This window comes from Streptomyces sp. NBC_00554 (assembly GCF_041431135.1).
GTDB lineage: Bacteria > Actinomycetota > Actinomycetes > Streptomycetales > Streptomycetaceae > Streptomyces.
This window is the reverse complement of record NZ_CP107799.1, coordinates 9,713,999-9,732,792: the sequence shown is the minus strand read 5'-3', so window position 1 is coordinate 9,732,792 and position 18,794 is coordinate 9,713,999. Positions and strand designations below refer to the sequence as shown.

General features: G+C 68.7%; 9 protein-coding genes and 3 pseudogenes. 4 read left to right on the top strand and 8 right to left on the bottom strand.

Features of this window, described 5'->3' with window-relative positions:
- Window positions 1-30: 30 nt before the first annotated feature.
- The 7 genes from OG266_RS43190 to OG266_RS43160 form a co-directional block, all read right to left on the bottom strand.
- Window positions 31-828: an oxygenase MpaB family protein gene (locus OG266_RS43190; RefSeq protein WP_371553164.1), complete on the bottom strand. Its 798-nt coding sequence runs from the start codon at window positions 826-828 to the stop codon at window positions 31-33.
- A 104-nt stretch (window positions 829-932) separates the two neighbouring features.
- On the bottom strand, window positions 933-2,453 hold the full coding sequence (locus tag OG266_RS43185) for a carboxylesterase/lipase family protein (protein WP_371552306.1): 1,521 nt from the start codon (window positions 2,451-2,453) through the stop codon (window positions 933-935).
- 209 nt (window positions 2,454-2,662) lie between these two features.
- Window positions 2,663-4,993, bottom strand: a complete 2,331-nt coding sequence (locus tag OG266_RS43180; RefSeq protein ID WP_371552305.1) for a beta-glucosidase — start codon at window positions 4,991-4,993, stop codon at window positions 2,663-2,665.
- 224 nt (window positions 4,994-5,217) lie between these two features.
- Window positions 5,218-6,036: a carbohydrate ABC transporter permease gene (locus tag OG266_RS43175; protein WP_266470195.1), complete on the bottom strand. Its 819-nt coding sequence runs from the start codon at window positions 6,034-6,036 to the stop codon at window positions 5,218-5,220.
- Window positions 6,033-6,968, bottom strand: a complete 936-nt coding sequence (locus OG266_RS43170) for a carbohydrate ABC transporter permease (protein WP_371552304.1) — start codon at window positions 6,966-6,968, stop codon at window positions 6,033-6,035. Before OG266_RS43170 ends, OG266_RS43175 begins: the two co-directional genes overlap by 4 nt.
- Window positions 6,969-6,982: 14 nt before the next feature.
- Entirely contained in the window at window positions 6,983-8,266 is a 1,284-nt protein-coding gene (locus tag OG266_RS43165) for an ABC transporter substrate-binding protein (protein ID WP_371552303.1), read from the bottom strand.
- 255 nt (window positions 8,267-8,521) lie between these two features.
- Complete coding sequence (locus OG266_RS43160; RefSeq protein ID WP_371552302.1) at window positions 8,522-9,568, bottom strand: LacI family DNA-binding transcriptional regulator; 1,047 nt, start codon at window positions 9,566-9,568, stop codon at window positions 8,522-8,524.
- A gap of 225 nt (window positions 9,569-9,793) precedes the next feature.
- On the opposite strand from OG266_RS43160, the gene OG266_RS43155 reads away from it, so the two are divergent.
- The gene (locus OG266_RS43155) at window positions 9,794-12,061 is read left to right on the top strand and encodes a glycoside hydrolase N-terminal domain-containing protein (RefSeq protein WP_371552301.1); all 2,268 of its coding nucleotides are present in this window, start codon (window positions 9,794-9,796) and stop codon (window positions 12,059-12,061) included.
- Between the two features lie 362 nt (window positions 12,062-12,423).
- On the opposite strand, the gene OG266_RS43150 is transcribed toward OG266_RS43155, so the two are convergent.
- Window positions 12,424-14,601 carry an RICIN domain-containing protein gene (locus tag OG266_RS43150; RefSeq protein WP_371552300.1) on the bottom strand — a complete coding sequence of 726 codons (2,178 nt, stop codon included), beginning with the start codon at window positions 14,599-14,601 and terminating at the stop codon, window positions 12,424-12,426.
- Between the two features lie 672 nt (window positions 14,602-15,273).
- Here OG266_RS43150 and OG266_RS43145 point away from each other — a divergent pair.
- The 3 pseudogenes from OG266_RS43145 to OG266_RS43135 form a co-directional block, all read left to right on the top strand.
- Window positions 15,274-15,489, top strand: a pseudogene (locus OG266_RS43145) (PadR family transcriptional regulator); the annotation flags it as partial.
- A 20-nt stretch (window positions 15,490-15,509) separates the two neighbouring features.
- Window positions 15,510-16,196: pseudogene (locus tag OG266_RS43140) on the top strand (NADPH:quinone reductase).
- Window positions 16,197-16,386: 190 nt separating this feature from the next.
- Window positions 16,387-18,603: pseudogene (locus OG266_RS43135) on the top strand (MMPL family transporter); the annotation flags it as partial.
- Window positions 18,604-18,794: the final 191 nt, after the last annotated feature.

Here is an 18,794-nt window from a genome sequence, read left to right as displayed (position 1 = left end):
GCCCTCCCCCGGCCCGTCCAGTATGGCGAGTTATCTGTCGACTTTGTACGGCGCCGGGCGCGAGCCGGGGCCGAGTCGTGACATGGCGCGGAGAATGTGTTTGGGCGGAAGTTGCCAGCGCAGACGTGCGGGAACACAGCGCAGCATGGTGCCCGTGACACGCAGGCGCCGGGTCACCACGGCGGGCTCCGGAGCCGCTCTGCCGTACAACTCGTGGGCGTACGGCGGCAGAGAGGCGTACGCCAGATGCGCCACGCGCCGCCACAGCAAGGCGCGCGCCGGTACAAGCAACGGGTGTGTCGGCGGGCGCAACAGGAAGTCGTCCACGTCCCGCGCCTCCGGGCCTGCCGCCAGCTCGGGCAGCACCTTCTCGAAATACTCGGCCAGTTGGGCCCGGTCCGCAGGTACGACATCGGGGTCGAGCCCCACCAGCCGTGCGCTGACCCGGTGTTCACCGATGTAGCGGTCCGCCTGCGCATCCGTGAGGCGGAACCCCGAGCGCCGCAGGACGTGCAGATAGGAGTCGATCTCGGCGCAGTGCACCCACAGCAGCAGCTCGGGCTCGTCAATCCGGTACTGCTCCCCCGTCTCCGGGTCCTCGGCTGTGAGCATCGTGTGAATCTTCCGCACCCGCACCCCCGCTTTCTCAGCGGCCTCGCTGGTCCCGTACGTCGTCGTCCCCACGAAGTTCGCGGTGCGCATCAGCCGGCCCCACGCGTCGCGCCGGAAGTCGGAATTCTGCATGACACCCCGCACCGCACGCGGGTGCAGCGCCTGCAGATAGAGCGCGCGGACTCCGGCGACCCACATCATCGGGTCGCCGTGCATCTGCCAGGTCACCGACTCAGGAGTGAAAAGTCCCGGGTCACCGGTCTGAAAGGCGTCCACACCAGCAGTGTGACCAGGGTTGCCAGTTGGCGCCAGCCAACCGGCTACGCCGAAGTGAGGGGCAGAGCGGCGAAGGCATGGTGTTCCCAGAGTCGGCGGGCAGCCTCCTCCGGGTACGCGGTGACCGCCGGTTCCGTATCGAAGAGCTGGACGAGACGGCGATCGGCGTCGTACGCGGGCCAGCCCGGGTCACCCCCGGTCGCGAAGGCGGTCCAGGCGGAGCGGAAGCGGGCGGAGAGCGCCTCGGTCTCGGGCGAGGGAGTGGGCCCGACCAGCATGGCACCGAGGCCGCCGTATGTGCCGAAGGTCAGGGGTACATCGAGGCCGTGACAGGCGCCCAGAGCGCCGTGGTTGGCGGGTGCGGCCCAGGTGAGTTCGTAGGCGTGTGCCCGGCCACCACCGGCCACCTGCGCCTCTGCCAGGTGAAGCGAGGGCATGCGGAACAGCCAGTCGGACTGCACCAGTTCGAACAAATACTCCGCCGAGGCGTCCGGGAACGCGGTGCGGTAGGCCTGTTCGCCGTCCGGCGTCGGCCCGAACAGGCCCAACGCCATCGAGGCCAGGCTCTCGTCCACCCGACCGAGCAGCCCGCCGAGCATGAGGAACAGACGATATTCGTCCCGGTTGTGCCCGGTGATCAGCTCCACGTCCCGTGCGGCGCCGTTCGCGAGAGCCTGCCACGGCGCGGTGGGCAGGACATCGCCGTCGACGACGGGCGAGAAAGGGGTTGGGGTGAGAGCGACCGGACCCCAGCGGTGCACATACTCGCGCATCCGGGCGGTCAGTACAGCTCCTGCCTCAGGGAGTTTCCGGGGATCCACGTCCGACAGATCGGCGACCGTCGGGCGCAGCCCCAGCCCGCCGGCCAGGGCCTCGGCGATGTCACGGGCCAGTGCGCCTGAGAAGAAGGTGCCCGGCACACTCTGGGCGATGGCCCGCCGGAACAGACCCCGTGCTCGCGGCATGGCCATCAGGGCGGCGATGGACCCGGCGCCTGCGGATTCACCGAAGACGGTGACCCGGTCGGGGTCGCCACCGAAGGCGGTGATGTTCTCGCGCACCCACTCCAGTGCGGCGACCTGGTCAAGCAGTCCACGGTTCGCGGGTGCGCCCTCGATCAGGGCGAACCCCTCGACACCGACTCGGTAGTTGAGTGTGACCACGATCAGATCGCCCTCGCGGGAGAGGCGGCTGCCGTCATAGGCCGGGTCGTCGGAGGAGCCGAACTTGTAGGCGCCACCGTAGATCCACACCATCACCGGGCGTCGTGCGGCCGGGTCCGTCTCCGGAGTCCAGACGTTGACCGTCAGCCAGTCGTCACCGCCCGGAAGGCCGGCGGGAAGCTCGGCCTCGGGGCCCATCTGCTCCTGCGGAGGTGGCGGACCGAACGCGAACGCCTCCCGCACGCCGTCCCAGGCATCCACTCGTCGCGGCGCCGCGAAGCGGGCCTCACCCACCGGCGGCTGTGCGAACGGGATGCCCCTGAAGACCTCCAAGCCACCCTCACGGCGCCCGCGGACCGCGCCCGCCACCGTCCTGACCTCTGGGAACTCGCTGCTGCTCATCGTTGACTCCTCACCCACCCTAGTGTGAACTATATTTCACTGTACGAACATGCCTTTCGGCAGAATCGTGCTTCGAAGCGCCTACGGGCGGCTCTACGGATGTGGAGGTCGCACCCGGCTCTGGCACGGACGGGCGGACGGGTGCGGCTTCGGCCGGAGACGTGGTACATCCCCGGCCGAAGCCGTCCTGGCCCGCGGTGTACCGACCGTCAGCCCGGGAGCACCGTGACAGGCGTGGTCATGGTGCGGGTGTGGTCGACCATGCGCTCGTCTCCTTGCAGGGTCACCTGGACGGGGACGCCGGGATCGCCCGCCGACTGGGCGACGGTGAACGTTATGCCGCCGGGTTCGACGCGTCGGCGCAGATCCCTTCCCGTGAAGCTGGTCATGTCCGTGTGGACCTGGAACTCGACGACACGGGTTTCACCGGCGGCAAGGTCGACACGGGTGAACCCGATGAGCTGGCGCACGGGGCGGGTGACCGAGGCGACCGGGTCGGTGAGGTAGAGCTGGGGCACGAAGGTGCCCGCTCTTTCGCCGGTGTTGGAGACCGCGGCTCGTACCGTGATCGTCGCGTCGACGGGCACGGCGGCTTCGTCCACATGCACGTCCCCGATGGCGAAGGTCGTGTACGACAGGCCGTGGCCGAACGGGAACGCAGGTGTGGGGTCGATGTTGCTCACCCCGTCGCTCTTGAGGGCGAGCGGGGGCGCCAGGTAGGTGCCCGGCTGCCCGGCCATGTCACCCGGGATCTGCACCGGAAGGCGTCCGGAGGGGTTGATCCGCCCGGAGATGACTCCGGCGATCGCCGCCGCCCCCTCCTCGCCGGGGAAGAACACCTGGACGGTCGCGTCCGCGTTCCGGGCGTGCCGGCCGATCGCGTACGGGCGGCCCGAGACGACGACGAGGACGGTACGGTTCGCCGCAGCGAGGACGGCCTCGACGAGCTCGTCCTGCACTCCCGGAAGCGTCAGATCGCCGACGTCGCAGCCTTCCCCGGAGGTTCCGTGACCGAACATGCCGGAGCGGTCGCCGACGACGAGAACCGTCACGTCGGCCGCCGCGGCCGCGGCCACCGCCGCTTCGACACCGCTGGGGTCGTCCCCGGTGACGGGGCAGCCGACCTCGTACCGCACGGTGACATCGGGGAACTCCCGCCGGATGGCGTCCAGCACGGTGGGTGCCTCGATGCCCATGGGGATCTCGGGGTTGTGAGGGAGGACGTGGTTGGGGAAGGAGTAGCAGCCGAACAGGCAGTGGGCGTCGTCGGCCGTGGGGCCGATCACGGCGACGGAGCGCGCGCCGGTGAGTGGCAGCAGGTCGGCGGCGTTGTCCAGCAGGACGACGGACTCCTCGGCCAGCGCGCGGGCGACGCCTCGGTTGAGGGGCGAGTCGAAGTCCGCGGGGGCCGTGTACCGACGGGGATGCCAGTCCGGGTCCAGCAGGCCGAGTTCGGCCTTCTGCGTCAGAACGCGCAGCACCGCGCGGTCGAGCAGGCCGACGGGGACGCGACCGTCCCTCAGCTGGGCCTGCAGGGCTTCTCCGTAGGCCGTGGTGTGGGGCAGCTCCACGTCGATGCCGGCGTGCAGCGCGGCACGTGCCGCGTCCGGGATGTCGGCCGCCACGTGGTGCAGGGAGGCGAGAAAGGCGATCGCCCAGTAGTCGGACACCACCGTGCCCTCGAACCCCCAGCTTTCGCGCAGGAGTTGGGTGAGCAGGGCCTCGTCCGCGGCGCAGGGTACGCCGTCGATGTCGTTGTACGCGTTCATCACCGAGCCGACCCGGCCCGTGACGACGGCCTTTTCGAAGGGGACGAGGACGACGTCGGCGAGTTCGCGCGGGCCCAGCGCGGCTGGGGCATGGTTGCGGGCCGCCCGGGAGGCGGAGTAGCCGGCGAAGTGCTTCAGGGTGGCGACGACACCGCCTGACTGCAGGCCTTGGACATAGGCCAGCCCGAGCTCCGAGACGAGGTAGGGGTCCTCGCCGAGTGTCTCCTCCACCCGGCCCCAGCGATAGTCGCGTACGACGTCCAGGACGGGTGACAGTCCCTGGTGGACACCCACGGCCGCCATGTCCGAGCCGATGGCCGCGGCCATCCGGTGCACGAGGCCGGGGTCGAAGGTGGCCGCCCACGCGAGCGGGGTGGGGTAGACGGTCGCCTGCCAGGTGGTGAATCCGGTCAGGCACTCCTCGTGGGCGATGGCCGGGATACCGAAACGGTTCGCCGCGACAACCCGCTCCTGCAGGGCGGCCAGCCGCTCGCGGCCCGCTTCGGGAGCCAGCGGTGCTGTGCCGAACACTCGCGTCACATGTCCGAGCCCGTCCACGACCGCCTCGTCGAAGCTCTCGGCGCCCCTGAAGGTGTCCTGCATGGGGGCGACGTCGCCGGCCATGTCGTGACCCGGCCATGTGCTGCCGAGCTGCGCTGTCTTCTCGGCCTCGGTCATGACGTCGAGCAGGGCCCGGGCGCGGTCGGAGGCCGGCAGGGCGGGATCGTTCCACAGCCCGGTCGTCGCCGGGCGCTCGTCGCTGATCGTCAAAGGGTCATCCGTTTCTGTGACGGGTGCCGCGAACGGCGTGGTTCGGGGAAGTCGAAGCAGAGTCGTGCGGGCAGGCCGGACCGGAGTCGGGCCCGGGCAGCGGTCCTGGGGAGGCGGACGCGCGGGACGGCACCGTGAGGAGGTTCTCCTCGGCACCTGAGGGTGCCCGGGCCCGGCTTCGATCTCCGTCCCACCTCGTCAGGTCGGGCGGGACGGCGGAGCCGCTACTTGCCGCCGGCGCCCATGAGGCCCGCGACGAGGGCCCGCCGGGCGAAGAGGTAGACGACGAGGATGGGCACCGCGGACATCAGCACCGCGGCCAGGAGAGCCGGGACGTTGGAGCCGTACTCGGAGACGAAGTTGTACAGGCCGAGGGTCACCAGCTTCGTGTCCTCGGACTGGGCCATGATCAGCGGGAACAGGAAGCCGTTCCATGCCTGCAGAGCCGCGAAGACGGACGCGGTCGCGATGGCGGAGCGCGACATCGGGATGACCAGGGTCACCAGTGTCCGGGCCGGACTGGCGCCGTCCAGAGCCATGGCCTCGTACAGCTCGTTGGAGATGTCCCGCATACCGCCGCTGAGGACCAGCACGCTCACGGGGAGCGCGAAAGCCGCCGTGGGCAGGATGATCCCCCACAGGGTGTCGTACAAGCCGAGGTCGTTGACGATGAGGAAGAGCGGGATGATGACCGCCTGGGAGGGGATGGCCAGGCCCAGCAGGAACAGGCGGAACACTCCCTTGGAGATCCAGCCCCGGCCGCGGACCACCGCATAGCTGATCGGTACGGCGAGCGCGAGCACGATGGCGACGGTGGCCACGGCGACGACGACGGTGTTCCATATGTAGTGCAGGAACCCGCTGTCCACCACAGTGCGGAAGTTGTCCCACGTCACCGTGGAGGGGATCGAGACCGGTCCCTTGTCGGTGTACTTCGTCTGCGGTTGCACCGCCGTGTTCGCCAGCGCGTAGAGCGGGACACCGATGATCACCAGCCAGACGAGGGCGGCCGCGCCGGCGAGGTAGTTCGGGCGCGTCCTCACAGCCCCTCCATCGTGCTCGTCATCTTGTCGTACCCACTGAGCTTCGTGAGGAGGACCGAGGCCACGGTGGCGAGCAGCAGCAGGAAGCTCGCGATGGCACTCGCATATCCGTAGTCGTACGTGCGGAAGGCCGTCTGGTACATCGAGAAGGGCAGGATCGAGGTGTCCGTGCCGGGACCCCCGTTGGTCAGCAGCAGCACGATGTCGAAGGCCGTGAGACCGCCGATGACCATGAAGGTGGTCGAGGTGATGATCGTGTTGCGCAGCTGCGGCAGGGTGATGTGGACGAACTGCCGCACCCGTCCCGCGCCGTCGATCGCGGCCGCCTGGTAGAGCGTGTGGGGGATGGCGCGGGCGGCGCCCTGGTAGAGCAGGCTGTGGAAGGGGATGAACTGCCAACTGGTGACCAGGACCAGACAGGCGATCGAGCCTGCCTGGGAGCCGAAGGGATTGCTGCCGCCGAACAACCAGTCGACCTTCGACGGCAGTCCGAAGTTCGGGTCGAGCAGCTGGCGCCACATGATGGCCGTGGCCGCTGTGGACAGCAGCAGTGGCAGGAAGAAGATCGCCGACAGGACGGCGCGGTTGCGCTGGTGGCCGGCAGCCCAGACTCCCAGCAGGATGCTGATCGGCGCCTGCACAGCGATGTTCCCGACCAGCAGGACGCCCGTGACGAGGGTTGACTGGCGGACCTGGCTGTCGCCGAAGAATCGCGACCAGTTGTCCAGGCCGGTGAACTGCGGCGAGCTCAGGCCGTCCCAGTGAGTGAGGGAGAGGTAGAGCACTCCCGCCATCGGCACGATCGCGAAAACGAGGAAGAACAGCAGCCCGGGGACCGCCCAGGCCACGCCGGGCCGTTCCAGTGTGGGAGGAGCGGCCCGGTCGCGTGCCCGCGTCTTGCTCGCGAACCGCGATGTCGTTGCGGAGACCACGTGGACTTGCCTTCCTACTTCTTGATCGCCGAGACCGCGCTGACGAACTGCTCAGGCGAGCTCTGTCCGTTGAACAGCTTCTGGATCTCGGTCAGCAGCGGGGTGCCGAGGGTGAGGCCGAGCGCCTGGTCCCAGGACTGAGTGAAGGACGGGGCCTTCGCCACCATGTCGTACTGGAACTTCGCGTACGCCGGGTCGGGCGCCTTGGCGAGCAGCTTCTCGGCATTGGTCGTGACCGGCACCTCGCCCTTCTCGATGAGCCCCTGGACATAGCTGTCGCTGTAGGTGGTCTTGAGGAACTCCGTCGCGGTGTCCTTGGGGGCCGCGGTGGTCACCGAGATGTAGTTGGTGGGGTTGCCGACGACGTTGGCGGCGTCGCCCTTGCCGCCCTCGACGCTCGGGAAGGCCACGTACCCCAGGTCGTTCTTGGCGAAGTCGGGGGCCTCGCCCTGCTGGACGGCGTACTCCCACGAGCCCATCAGGACCATCGCGGACTTGCCCTTGTTGAGCAGGGTGGAGGTACCGCCGGCGCCGTAGTTGACCGAACCGAAGTTCTTGCCGAAGGCACCGCTGTCCACCAGGTCCTTGATCATCTGGGCGGTCTTCAGGACGGTCGGGTCCTCCCACTGCGACCAGTCGCCACCCTGGATCTTGTCGAACAGCTCCGGTCCCGCGAGGCGGTCGACGAGGTACTCGACCCACATCAGCTCCGTCCACGACGAACTTGCGTTGCCCGCAAGCGCGAACGGTGTGATCCCCTTGCCCTTGAAGACCGTCACGAGACTCTGCAGCTCGGTGTAGGTCTTGGGCGGCTCGACGCCGGCGTCGGCGAAGACCTTCTTGTTGTAGAAGAGGAACACGGGCTGTGTGCCACGGCACGGGATGCCGACCAGCTTGTTGTCGACCTTGCCGGCGGCCAGCGCGGAGGGCAGGAAACGCCCTCCCAGCATCCCGTCGAGCTCCACGAGCTTGCCCGCCTTGACGTAGTCGTCAAGGCTGCCGCCGCCCCAGCTGAAGAACAGTCCGGGCATCTTCGAAGAGCCCATCGCAGTGCGCAGCTTGTCCTTGTACCCGTCCGTGGCGATCACGGTCATGCTGACCTTGCCCTTGCCGGCAGAGTTGAACGAGTCCACGGCGGCCTTCTGCACCGAGTTGGTCGGGTCCTGGAGCGTCCAGAAGTCCGCATTGCCGGTGGGCGAGGACGTGGAACTGCCGGACGAGCCGCAGCCCGCCACGGTGACGCTCAGCGTGGTCGCCGCCGTCGCGGTGAGAAACCACCGTCGGGACACTCTGTTCATCGTTGAACACCTTTCGTGTCGGCAATGCCCTCTGTACGGGTGGGCTCACCCGACAGGCCGTCCCGGCCTGTTCGCACTGAGGGATGTGGGTCGATGGCCAAGACCGTCAGGTGCTTTCGCGCAAGGGTTGCGTCCCGTTGCTCCTGCGGTTGAGCTGGCGTCGGTCACGCTAAGCGGCGTAATTCGGCCGCGGCAATACCGGAAGGGCTTCAGTTCCGAAAGACTTTCGTAGTCCGAGGGCTTGCGAAATCGAGGTCAAGCGCGCCCGCTCTTTTCGCCCCGGGGCGAGGCAGTGGACATGCGCAGGACCAATTCCGTCGCGAGTTCCCTGCGCGTCGTCGCGGGCGGCCTGCCGTCGGCCAGGTTCAGCAGGATGCGCGTGGCCTCCTGACCGAGCTCACGGAACGGCTGCCGCACGGCGCTCAGCGGTGGCGAAGCCATTGCTGCCACCAGGGTGTCGTCGAACGACATGACCGACAGACCGCTCGGCACGGCGACACCGAGCCTCCGGGCGGCCTCCAGGGCACCGAGGGCCTGGACGTCACTCGCGGCGAAGAGAGCCGTCGGCCTCTCACTCCGGTCCAGGACGCTGCGGGCAGCGCTCAGCGCCTCGCCGTAGTCGAAGTCCGTCGACCGGACGAGCGCGGGATCGTACGGGATCCCGGCCTCCGCCAGAGCGGCCCGGTAGCCGTGCAGACGTGCGGACCCGGCCAGCGAACTCGACCGGCCTGCCAGCATGCCGATCCGGCGGTGTCCGAGGCCGATCAGGTGCTGGACCGCGGTCGTCGCACCGTGCCAGTTCGTCACCCCGACGCTCGGGATGTCCACGCTCGGCGCGTTCAAGGGATCGACGAGCACCACCGGCAGCCCCTGATCCAGGATCCTGCGCTGGTCCCGGTCGGCAAGAGCCGAGATGACGATGACGACTCCTGCGGCGCCCATCGCCACGGACTTCTGAAGCCACTGCCCTATCGAGCTCCTACTGGTCGTACCGACGGTCGTGTGCACACCCACCTCGGCCGCCGACTCCACGATGCCCCGGACGACTTCCAGGGTGTACGGTCCGGCCAGGTCCCGGAACACGGCAAGGATCTGCCGCGGCCGGCCCGCGTCACCCTCCCAGACACGGACGTAGCCGTATTCGGCGAGCAGTGTCTCGATCCGCTCCCGCGTCGCCTCGGACACGTCACGCCGCCGGTGAACAACCTTCGAAACCGTCGCAGGCGAGACGCCGGCCTCGTTGGCGATCGAGGTGAGAAGCCCGTACTGGGCGTTCTGGCTCGGCCTGGCTGGGCCCGTCACTTCGGCGTGGACCTTCCTGTCGGCATACGCAGACTGCGTGCGGAGTGAAAGTACACGCCGAATCGAACACAGCGTCCGGTGCCAAGCGTCGGAAAGCCCGAAGACCTGCGAAATTCAACGACCTTCGGCCTGCGAAAGTCTTTCGCCGTCCAGCTGGGCAACTCTTGTAGGCTCCGCCGCAGCCTGTTCGAGCCGCTCAGGCACGCCACTTCCGGGAGGCCGGGCATGCCGGTGCACAGCATCCACGACACGCAACCCGCCGACCGCTGGGAGGACTCCTTCCTCTCCGGCAACGGCGAGTACGGGATCATGGTGTTCGGGCATCCCCACCGGGAACGGATCGTTCACAACCATCACCGGTACGTCCTGCCCAACGAGTCCCTCGGGATGCGGCCGCCGGCTGTCGCCGACCGCCTCGGACACGTCCGCGACCTGGTCCTCGCAGGGCAGCGGGAACAGGCACAGCGCGAGTTCTCCGACGGCAGGGCGATGGCCTGGACGCAGTCCTTCCATCCGGGGCACGTGCTGCATGTGGACGCGGCGGCCGGGGACAGCCCGGTGGAGTGCTACCGCAGGGTCACCGACTTCTCCACCGGCGAGGTACGGGTCACGTGGTCCGACGGGAACGGGGAGTGGTCGCGGCGTGCCTTCGTGTCGCGCACCGATGCCGTCGCGGTCGTCGAGATCACCGGTCCACGGCTCGACCTGGCCATCCGGCTCTCCGGCGAGGTGCCCGGCCGCCCCTCCGAGGTCACCTTCACGACGTCCACCGAGGCCGGCGGGGACGGTGAAGCATCACTCGCCGTCGTGGGGGCCTATCCGCCTGGGCTCGGTGCGGCGGGATTCGCCGGCGTCACCCGGGCCGTCGTCGCCGGTGGCCGGGTCCGGGCGGAGGGGGACGTGGTCCGTGTCGAGGGGGCGACGCGCGTGGTCCTGCTGACTCGGATGGACCGCTCAGCGCCCCTTCCCCGCACCGACCTGCTCCGCACGACTCTGGACGAACTGCCCGCCGAATACGACGAGTTGCTCGCCCGCCATGTGCCCGTACACGGCGAACTCTACGGCCGGGCCGAACTCGACCTGGGCGTGCCCGACAGCGCCCGCAGCCTCCCCGTGAGCGAGCTGATCGCCCGCGCCGACCCCAAGGTGCTGGACGGCGCGCTGGTCGAGGCGCTGTTCCACTGCGGCCGCTACCTGCTGCTCAGCTCCAGCGAGGTCCTTCCGCCCCGGCTGACCGGACTGTGGCTGGGAGCCTGGGGGGCGGCCTGGTCCGGCGACTACACCACCGACGCCAACATCAACCTCCAGATGGCCGGGGCGGTCCTCACCGGCATGCCCGAACTCATCGCGCCGTACGCCGCGTTGATCGGCGGGCAGATCGAGGACTGGCGCACCAACGCCCGCACGATCTACGGCACCCGCGGGGTCCTCGCGCCCAGCCGGACCGACGGCGAACACGGGCTGCTCTTCCATCTCGACGACGACTGGCCCTGGACCATGTGGCTGGCGGGCGCGGACTGGCTGCTGTTCCCGCTGTACGAGTACTGGCAGGCGACCGGCGACGACGACTTCCTCGCCCGTACCCTCGCCCCCTGGCTCGTCGAGGCCGCCGTCTTCTTCGAGGACTTCCTCACCCGCGAGGACGACGACGGACACGTCGTCCTCGTCCCGTCCTACTCCCCGGAGGTCGGCCCGAAGGACGAACGGGGCGCGGCCGGGGTGAACGCCACCATGGACGTGGCCGCGGCACGGCACGCGCTCTCGACCGCCGCCGACGTCTGTACACGGCTCGGGATCGAGCAGGCCGCGGCCGTCCGCTGGCGTGCGCTGGCCGAACGACTGCCGCCCTACCGCGTCGACAACCACGGAGCTCTCGCCGAGTGGGCATGGCCAGGACTGGAAACCGCCGACGACCATCGCCACGTCAGCCATCTCTACCCGGTCTGGCCGCTGCACGACATCACCCCGGACGACACCCCCGACCTGGCCGCCGCCGCTCGCGAAGCCCTGCTGCGGCGTGGTGACGAGAACATCTCCGCGCATGGGAGCCTGCACCGCGCCCTGTGTGCGGCACGTCTGAAGGACAGCGAGACGGCCAGGGCGAACGTACTCAAGATCCTTGGCCGGAACATGGTCTTCCGGTCGCTGATGACCTCGCACAACCCTGATCTGGACATCTACAACGCGGACGCCGCCCACTGTCTGCCGGCCGTGGTCGTGGAGATGCTGCTCGACTCCCGTCCCGGGATCGTGGAACTCCTGCCCGCCCTGCCCCCGGAGTGGCGCTCCGGCAGTCTGCGCGGCATCGCCACGCGCGCCGGGGTGAGCGTCGACGAGCTGACGTGGGACGTGCCGGAGGGCTTCGCCCGGGTGGTTCTCACATCGCCGACCGAGCGGGACGTCACCCTCGTATGCCGTGGTGCCGCGGACCGGCGACAGACCGTGCATCTGCCGCCAAACGCCCCCACCACGGTGACCGTCCCGCTCGTCTGACGCCTGAGGGGCGGGCTCTCGTCTGACGCCCGCCTCTCGGCAACGCCGGTCAAACCGACCTGGCCGATGCGCCACTGCTGGCCGGTGGATCAGAAGCAGGCCGGCCGGCGCACCGACGTCGAGGCGGCGTATCCGTCACATCACGCGGGCGAGGCCCAGCTCGTGGTCAGTCAGCACCGTCGCGACCTGCGGGCATGTTCGCCGGGTAACCCCCCGACGTTCACCGGTCCCCTCCCCGCCCGGTCGATGTCGGAGACAGGGGCCAGGGCCGAACTCGCCCTGGGCGTGCCACCGTACAGAACAGACAGGGCGCGCAGTGGGGTGCGGCCGCACCGTCGCGGTCGCACCCCATTGGTTGCGTACTATCCCCGGCTCCACCTCTGGGTGGCGTTGCCGAGAGCCGTCCACAGCTGCACCTTCGATCCGTTGGCCGTCGACGAGTTGGTGACGTCGAGGGCGTGACCGTTGGAGCGGTTGATGACGGATCCGTCCAGGCGGAACCACCACTTCTGGCTGGACTTCCCGTTGCAGGACCACAGGATGAGCTTGGTGCCCGGCGTGGTCCCGTCACCGTCTGCGGCGAGGCACTTGCCGGCGACGCGGAGTTCGCCGGCGGTGGTCTGCGTGATGGTCTGGTTCGCGTTCCCGGAGCAGTCGTAGATCTGCACCTGCACGCCTGTCTGGCCGTTCGGCACGTCGAGACAGCGGCCGGAGTTGGCGCCCTTCAGCGTGAAGGTCGCATCCGTCGGCAGCGGATCCTGGACAAGCTGCCACTCCTGCGCGTCGTCCGCCGAGGCATTGCCGGATGCGTCGATCGATGCCCCGAGATCGACGGCACCGTTCTGTGTCGCCCCGGTCATGAACAGGCTCGTGTTACGGACCGAGCGGATCTTGTAGTAGCCGTCGGTCGAGGAGACGAGGGTCCACTGCTTGTCGGTGGCGCCGTCGTCGACCCACTGGGCGAGCTTCTGCCCGGCCGTGGCGCTGCCGGTCCAGATGGCGGCCGAGCGGCCGCCGGCCTTGTTGAGCAGGGTGACGTCGTTGCCCTTGGCGGTCAGGTGCCAGCGCTGTGTGTCGTCCGTGGCGTTGCGGTCCCGCAGGACGAGGTCAGGTACGTTCCCCGTGAGGTTGGCGTCCTGAGTCTTGCCTGCGTCGGGGCTGAGGGCCTGACCGGTCGCACGGTTGACGAGCGTGCTGTAGGCGCCCTGGGACCGGCCGAGGTCGACCTCGCCGTAGCGTATGGGACCGTAACCCGTGCCGAAGTCTGCCTGAAGGATGACGACGCGTCCCGTGCCCTCGACGTACTGGAGATTGCGGCTGTAGCCGTTGGTGACCGGCGTCTGGTACTCCTTCCAAGTGCCGTCGCTCTTACCGGACTCGTTCACCCAGACGCTGCCGCTGCCGGCCGCGTTGTAGAGGATCCGCCCGTCCGGCAGCGGGGCGAGCACCGGGCTGCCGCTCGTCGACAGCGTGTGTCCCCCGGAGGGCACCGGCAGGTTGGTGATCGGGAGGTCCGTCACGCTGTTGGGATAGAACTTCAGCGGGTCGTCCGCGAGCCTGTATCTCACGTTCGTTCCGCCGCCCCAGTACTCGTAGGTGAGCAGCCATTTGCCGTCGGTGGTCGGGGCGATCGTCGTCATGCCGGGGCGGCCGTTGCCGATCAGTGTCTTTCCGTTGAGGTTCTCGGTCGTGCCCGGGACGTCGACGATCGGCTGGGTCCAGGAAGCGCTGGTGCCGTCCCAGGTCGCGTGTACGAGGATCTGGTTGTACGAGTCGGTGGCCGTGTCGTCGTCCGGGTCGCGGGTCGGTACTCCGGTGTCGGCGTTGAAGCCGAGGTAGTCGTGCTCGTCGGAGTAGTAGGCGACGAGCTGACCATTGCGGGCGATCAGGTACGGCTCCCAGAGTGGGTCGGACTGCCCGTTGGTGTTGGCGTTCGAGACGCGGCTGCCCTGCCACCCACCGGCGGCGATGATGTTCTGGATGCTCCAGGTCGCGCCGTCGTCGGTGCTGGAGTACAGCGCGATCGCCACGTCCTTGCGGTCGCCGTCACCGTCCGCTGTCCAGTTGGGGTCGGCGGCCTTGTGCTCCTTGTAGTAGTAGTCGTCCCCCGAGACGACGCTCGCCAGGAGCAGGGTGCCGGCCGTCAGAGATCCGACGTTCTGCGGAAGCACATAGAGGTACGGGTTCGTCCAGTTGCTCGTGTACTTCGCGTACTTGGGGTCGCTGGACAGAGCGGCGGGCGCTTTGACATCGGTCAGCTTCTGCCAGGTGGTGCCCTCGTCGTCACTCTTGTAGACGGGCAGCGTCTGTCCCACCGGGTCACCCTTGCTGTTCTCGAACGACGCCACGATGCGGCCGCTCGGAAGCTGGGCCGACTTCGGGTAGAGAACACAGGGCTTCTTGCTGCACGTGGCGCTGTCCTGCGACACGTACAGGTTCGTCTGGCTCGGCTGATACGCCGAGGCACTCCCTGCGGAGGCAACGGCGAATGCCGCGCCGAGACCGAAGGCTGTCGCTGCCGCGAGAACCTTCCGCGCCATTTTCTGAATCATTTGCGATTCCTCTGAGCGTTGGTTAGCGGCACTTGGAGCTGCGAAAAGGCAGCTCGGTAACCGAAACGGAAAACGGCTCACATCAGACTGCAGCCGGAAAGGCGTCCACCTGTCCGACAGTTGCCGCCAGAATTCCCTTGCCGCCCCTCGCCCTCAGGGGGACAACGTAATTCGCCAAGTAGCCCATGCTGTTTCTCTTGCCTGGTTCGGCCGCAGGACTGCGGTCGACTGATTCCCATGGATCGGCGTTCGTTGGGCGAGAAGCACCTCGCGAACCGCCATGAGACGGGGTACGCAGCCGACAGCGGCGACTCATGGATCCGAATTTCGGTCGATGAGACGTGAGCCGGATGGGGAAAGTATTAGGACGCGGCGCCGCTATGTCACTGGCGCGTTTCCGAAAGTATTTCGCACGCCGCCCGTCATCAAGTGTTGACGTGGCGGAAACCATGACGCCCAGACCCTCTGAGACGCGAGGGCTCGGCTTGGAAACTGCTCGTCGCCTACAGCAGCTGTTCAAGCGACCATCGCAGGACGGACACAGGCCACCACGATGACCACATGACCGAGCGTCGCAACTCAGGGATCAACAACACCGGCGCCTACTGGCGGAGTGTCACTTCAGCAGGCGAATGCCGTGCTCCTCGACCTACTCCCTTCCCGGACGTGGCCGAACAGCACACGGTCCTGCGCCGGCGCCTCGCCTTCCTGGAGGCGCCGGCGAGCTTCGTCTACGACGGAGACCGCCCCCTGCGCGCCGAGGAGGTCACCGACCCCTACCGGCGCGGCCTCCTCCTGACCGCCCGCGCCACCAGCCGCGCCGAACGCGCCTGGCTCCGCGAGGTGCTGGGCGAGGAACCGCCCACGTACTCCTGAAAGACATCGGAGGTACTTCCATGCTCGCGTCCTGGTACGACGAACAGGGCCCCGCCGCCGACGTCCTGCACGTCGGTGAACTCCCCGACCCCGAGCCCGGCCCCGGCGAGGTCCGCGTCCGTGTGAGCGTCTCCGGTCTCAACCCCGGCGACACCAAGAAGCGGCGCGGCTGGCTCGGTTCCTCGATGCCCTGTACAGCGTCGTACCCGACCATCAGGCCGTCCGGCTGCCCGGCCACCTCGGCGACGAGCTGGGCGCGAGCCTCGGCATTCCCGGAATCACCGCCCACCGCGCGGTGTTCGCGGACGGCCCGGTCGACCGGAGGATCGTGCTCGTGCACGGAGCGCTCGGCGGCGTCGGCTCCCTGGCGGCTCAACTCGCCCGCTGGGGCGGCGCCACCGTGATCGGTACGGTCCGCCGCAGCGGCGATCTGGACGGCGTCGACCTCGACAACGCGGTCACCGCGCCCGACGCCGTCATCGCTGCCTACGGAACCCACACCGACCGCACCGAACTTCCCTTCTGACCACTGCTGTTCAACAACGTCACTATGCGCCTGCTCGGCAGCGACGACTTCCCGGCCGAGGCAAAACGCAGGCCGCACGCGACCTCACCGTCGACCGCTACCCCTGGAGGACATCGCCAAGGCCCACGACCGGGTCGACGCAGGCCAACGCGGACGCGTACCGATCACCGTCAGCCCCTGACCAGCACATCGCCGGTCACCGGTCGCCGCGCCACAAGAACGAGAGGCATTAGTACCGGGGTACTAACCGCACCCCGACGGTTCGGTCCCACAGGGGGCAGGGAGCGCGAGAAACCGCCCCTAGCTTGAGATCAAGGGTCGATCGACCCCGCGCACTCACGTAACGATCTCTTCTCCTGTGGGAGTAATCCGTGGCCACCTTCCTGTACCGACTGGGACGGCTCGCCTTTCGGCGACGACGCCTCGTCGTCATCTTGTGGATCGCCGTCCTGGCCGCCGTAGGCATCGGCGCCATGAGTTCCACCGGCAAGACCTCGGACAGCTTCACGCTGCCCGGCACCCAGTCCCAGAAAGCCATCGACCTGCTGGGCGAGGAGTTCCCGCAGGCATCCGCCGGCGGCGCCTCCGCCCGGGTCGTGTTCGAGGCGGCCGACGGGCAGAAGCTGACCGCCACTGCCCACAAGGCGGCGGTTGAGTTGCTGGTGGCGAAGCTGGAGAAGTCGCCGCAGGTGGCGAGCGTCTCCGACCCCTTCACCAGCGGCCAGGTCAGCAAGGACGGCACCATCGGCTACGCCGGGGTGACGTACAAGGTCGCCCAGGCCGACGTCAGTGACGCCGCGCACGACGTCCAGACCGCTGTCGTCGCGCAGGGCGAGAAGGCCGGCATCACGGTGAGCCTGGGCGGCGACGCCGTCGCCGACACCGCCGCCAGCAAGGCCGCCGAGCTGATCGGTCTCGGCGTCGCCGCGGTCGTCCTGGTGATCACCTTCGGTTCGATGATCGCCGCCGGACTGCCCCTGCTCACCGCGATCCTCGGCGTGGGTGCGGCGATCCTGTCGATCACCGTCGCCACCCAGTTCTTCGACATCGCCTCCCAGACGTCCGCGCTGGCACTGATGCTGGGCCTGGCCGTCGCCATTGACTACGCCCTGTTCATCGTCTCCCGCTACCGCAACGAGATCCGCGACGGGCACGATCCGGAAGAGGCCTGCGGACGGGCCCTGGGCACCGCCGGCTCCGCGGTCGTCTTCGCCGGCCTGACCGTGATCATCGCGCTGGCCGGCCTGAGTGTCATCGGCATCCAGATGCTCACCTCCATGGGTCTGGGCTCCGCCTTCGCCGTCGCCGTCGCCGTGGTGATCGCGCTGACCCTGCTGCCCGCCCTGCTCGGCTTCGCCGGTACGCGGATCATGAAGGCCAAGATGTTGTCCCCCCGCATGAAGGCGCTGGAGCGCGGCGAGGGCGAGTCGATGGGCGTGCGCTGGGCGAAGTTCGTCACCCGCAACCCGGTCAAGGTCCTCGCCGTCTCGGTGATCGGCCTCGGACTGCTGGCCATCCCCGCCATGTCACTGCGCCTGACCCTGCCCGACGACTCCATGAAGCCCCCGGACAGCACCCAGCGTCTCGCCTACGACACCCTGAGCAAGGGCTTCGGTCCGGGCTTCAACGGCCCGCTGACCGTGGTCGTCGACGCCCGCGACAGTGACGACCCCGAGGCCGCCGCCGCAGACGCGACCGCGGTGCTCGGCAAGCTGGACGACGTCGCCTCGGTCCGTGACGCGGCCTTCAACGAAGCCGGTGACGTCGCGATCATCGGTGTCGTCCCGGAGAGCTCCCCGACCAGTCAGGCCACCAAGGACCTGGTCGCCGACATCCGCGACCACAGCGCCGCCCTGCAGAAGGACACCGGAGCCGACCTGATGGTCACCGGCACCACCGCCGTCAACATCGACGTCTCGACCAAGCTCGCCCAGGCCCTCATCCCCTACCTCGCCATCGTCGTCGGCCTGGCCCTGATCCTGCTCCTGCTGGTCTTCCGCTCGATCCTGATCCCGCTCAAGGCCGCCCTCGGCTTCCTGCTCACCATCGCCTCCACCCTCGGCGTCCTGGTCGCCGTCTTCCAGTGGGGCTGGCTCGCGGATGTCTTCGGCGTCGACCAGACGGCGCCCATCGTCAGCGTGCTGCCCATCCTGCTGATCGGTGTCGTCTTCGGCCTCGCCATGGACTACGAGGTCTTCCTCGTCACCCGGATGCGGGAGGAGTACGTCCACGGGGCCACCCCCACACAGGCCGTCATCGGGGGCTTCCGGCACAGCGGCCGGGTGGTCACCGCCGCCGCGGTCATCATGATCGCCGTCTTCTCCGGCTTCCTCCTCGACGACGCGGCACTGATCAAGTCGGTCGGCCTGGGACTCGCCTCCGCCGTCCTCTTCGACGCCTTCGTGGTCCGCATGACCATCGTCCCGGCGGTGCTGGCCCTGCTCGGCCATCGCGCCTGGGCCCTGCCCGCATGGCTCGACCGCGCCATGCCCAACGTCGACGTCGAGGGCGAGAAACTGCGCCACACGCTGGACGCCGACAGCACGAGCACCGCACCCGAACCCGTACTCGCCGGCGTGGGCGCCGGGGTCCACCAGGGCTCGGACAGCTACAGCGCCCCGCAGGTCTTCACCAGCGGCTCCGGCGCCGATGCCTCGGACACGGCCACGTTCACGTCGCCGCTTCCGCGACACCACCACGGCCGGCCCCGGGGGCTGTCCGGACTCAGGCAGCGCCGCGCTGACAACCGTGGCGCCGAGACCCTCGCGGACACGGACGC

Excerpts from the sequence above, each read along its gene's own strand:
- OG266_RS43190 (WP_371553164.1), bottom strand. The coding sequence starts at position 828 with ATGCACGGCGACCCGATGATGTGGGTCGCCGGAGTCCGCGCGCTCTAT.
- OG266_RS43185 (WP_371552306.1), bottom strand. The coding sequence starts at position 2,453 with ATGAGCAGCAGCGAGTTCCCAGAGGTCAGGACGGTGGCGGGCGCGGTC.
- OG266_RS43165 (WP_371552303.1), bottom strand. The coding sequence starts at position 8,266 with ATGAACAGAGTGTCCCGACGGTGGTTTCTCACCGCGACGGCGGCGACC.
- OG266_RS43155 (WP_371552301.1), top strand. The coding sequence starts at position 9,794 with ATGCCGGTGCACAGCATCCACGACACGCAACCCGCCGACCGCTGGGAG.
- OG266_RS43150 (WP_371552300.1), bottom strand. The coding sequence starts at position 14,601 with ATGGCGCGGAAGGTTCTCGCGGCAGCGACAGCCTTCGGTCTCGGCGCG.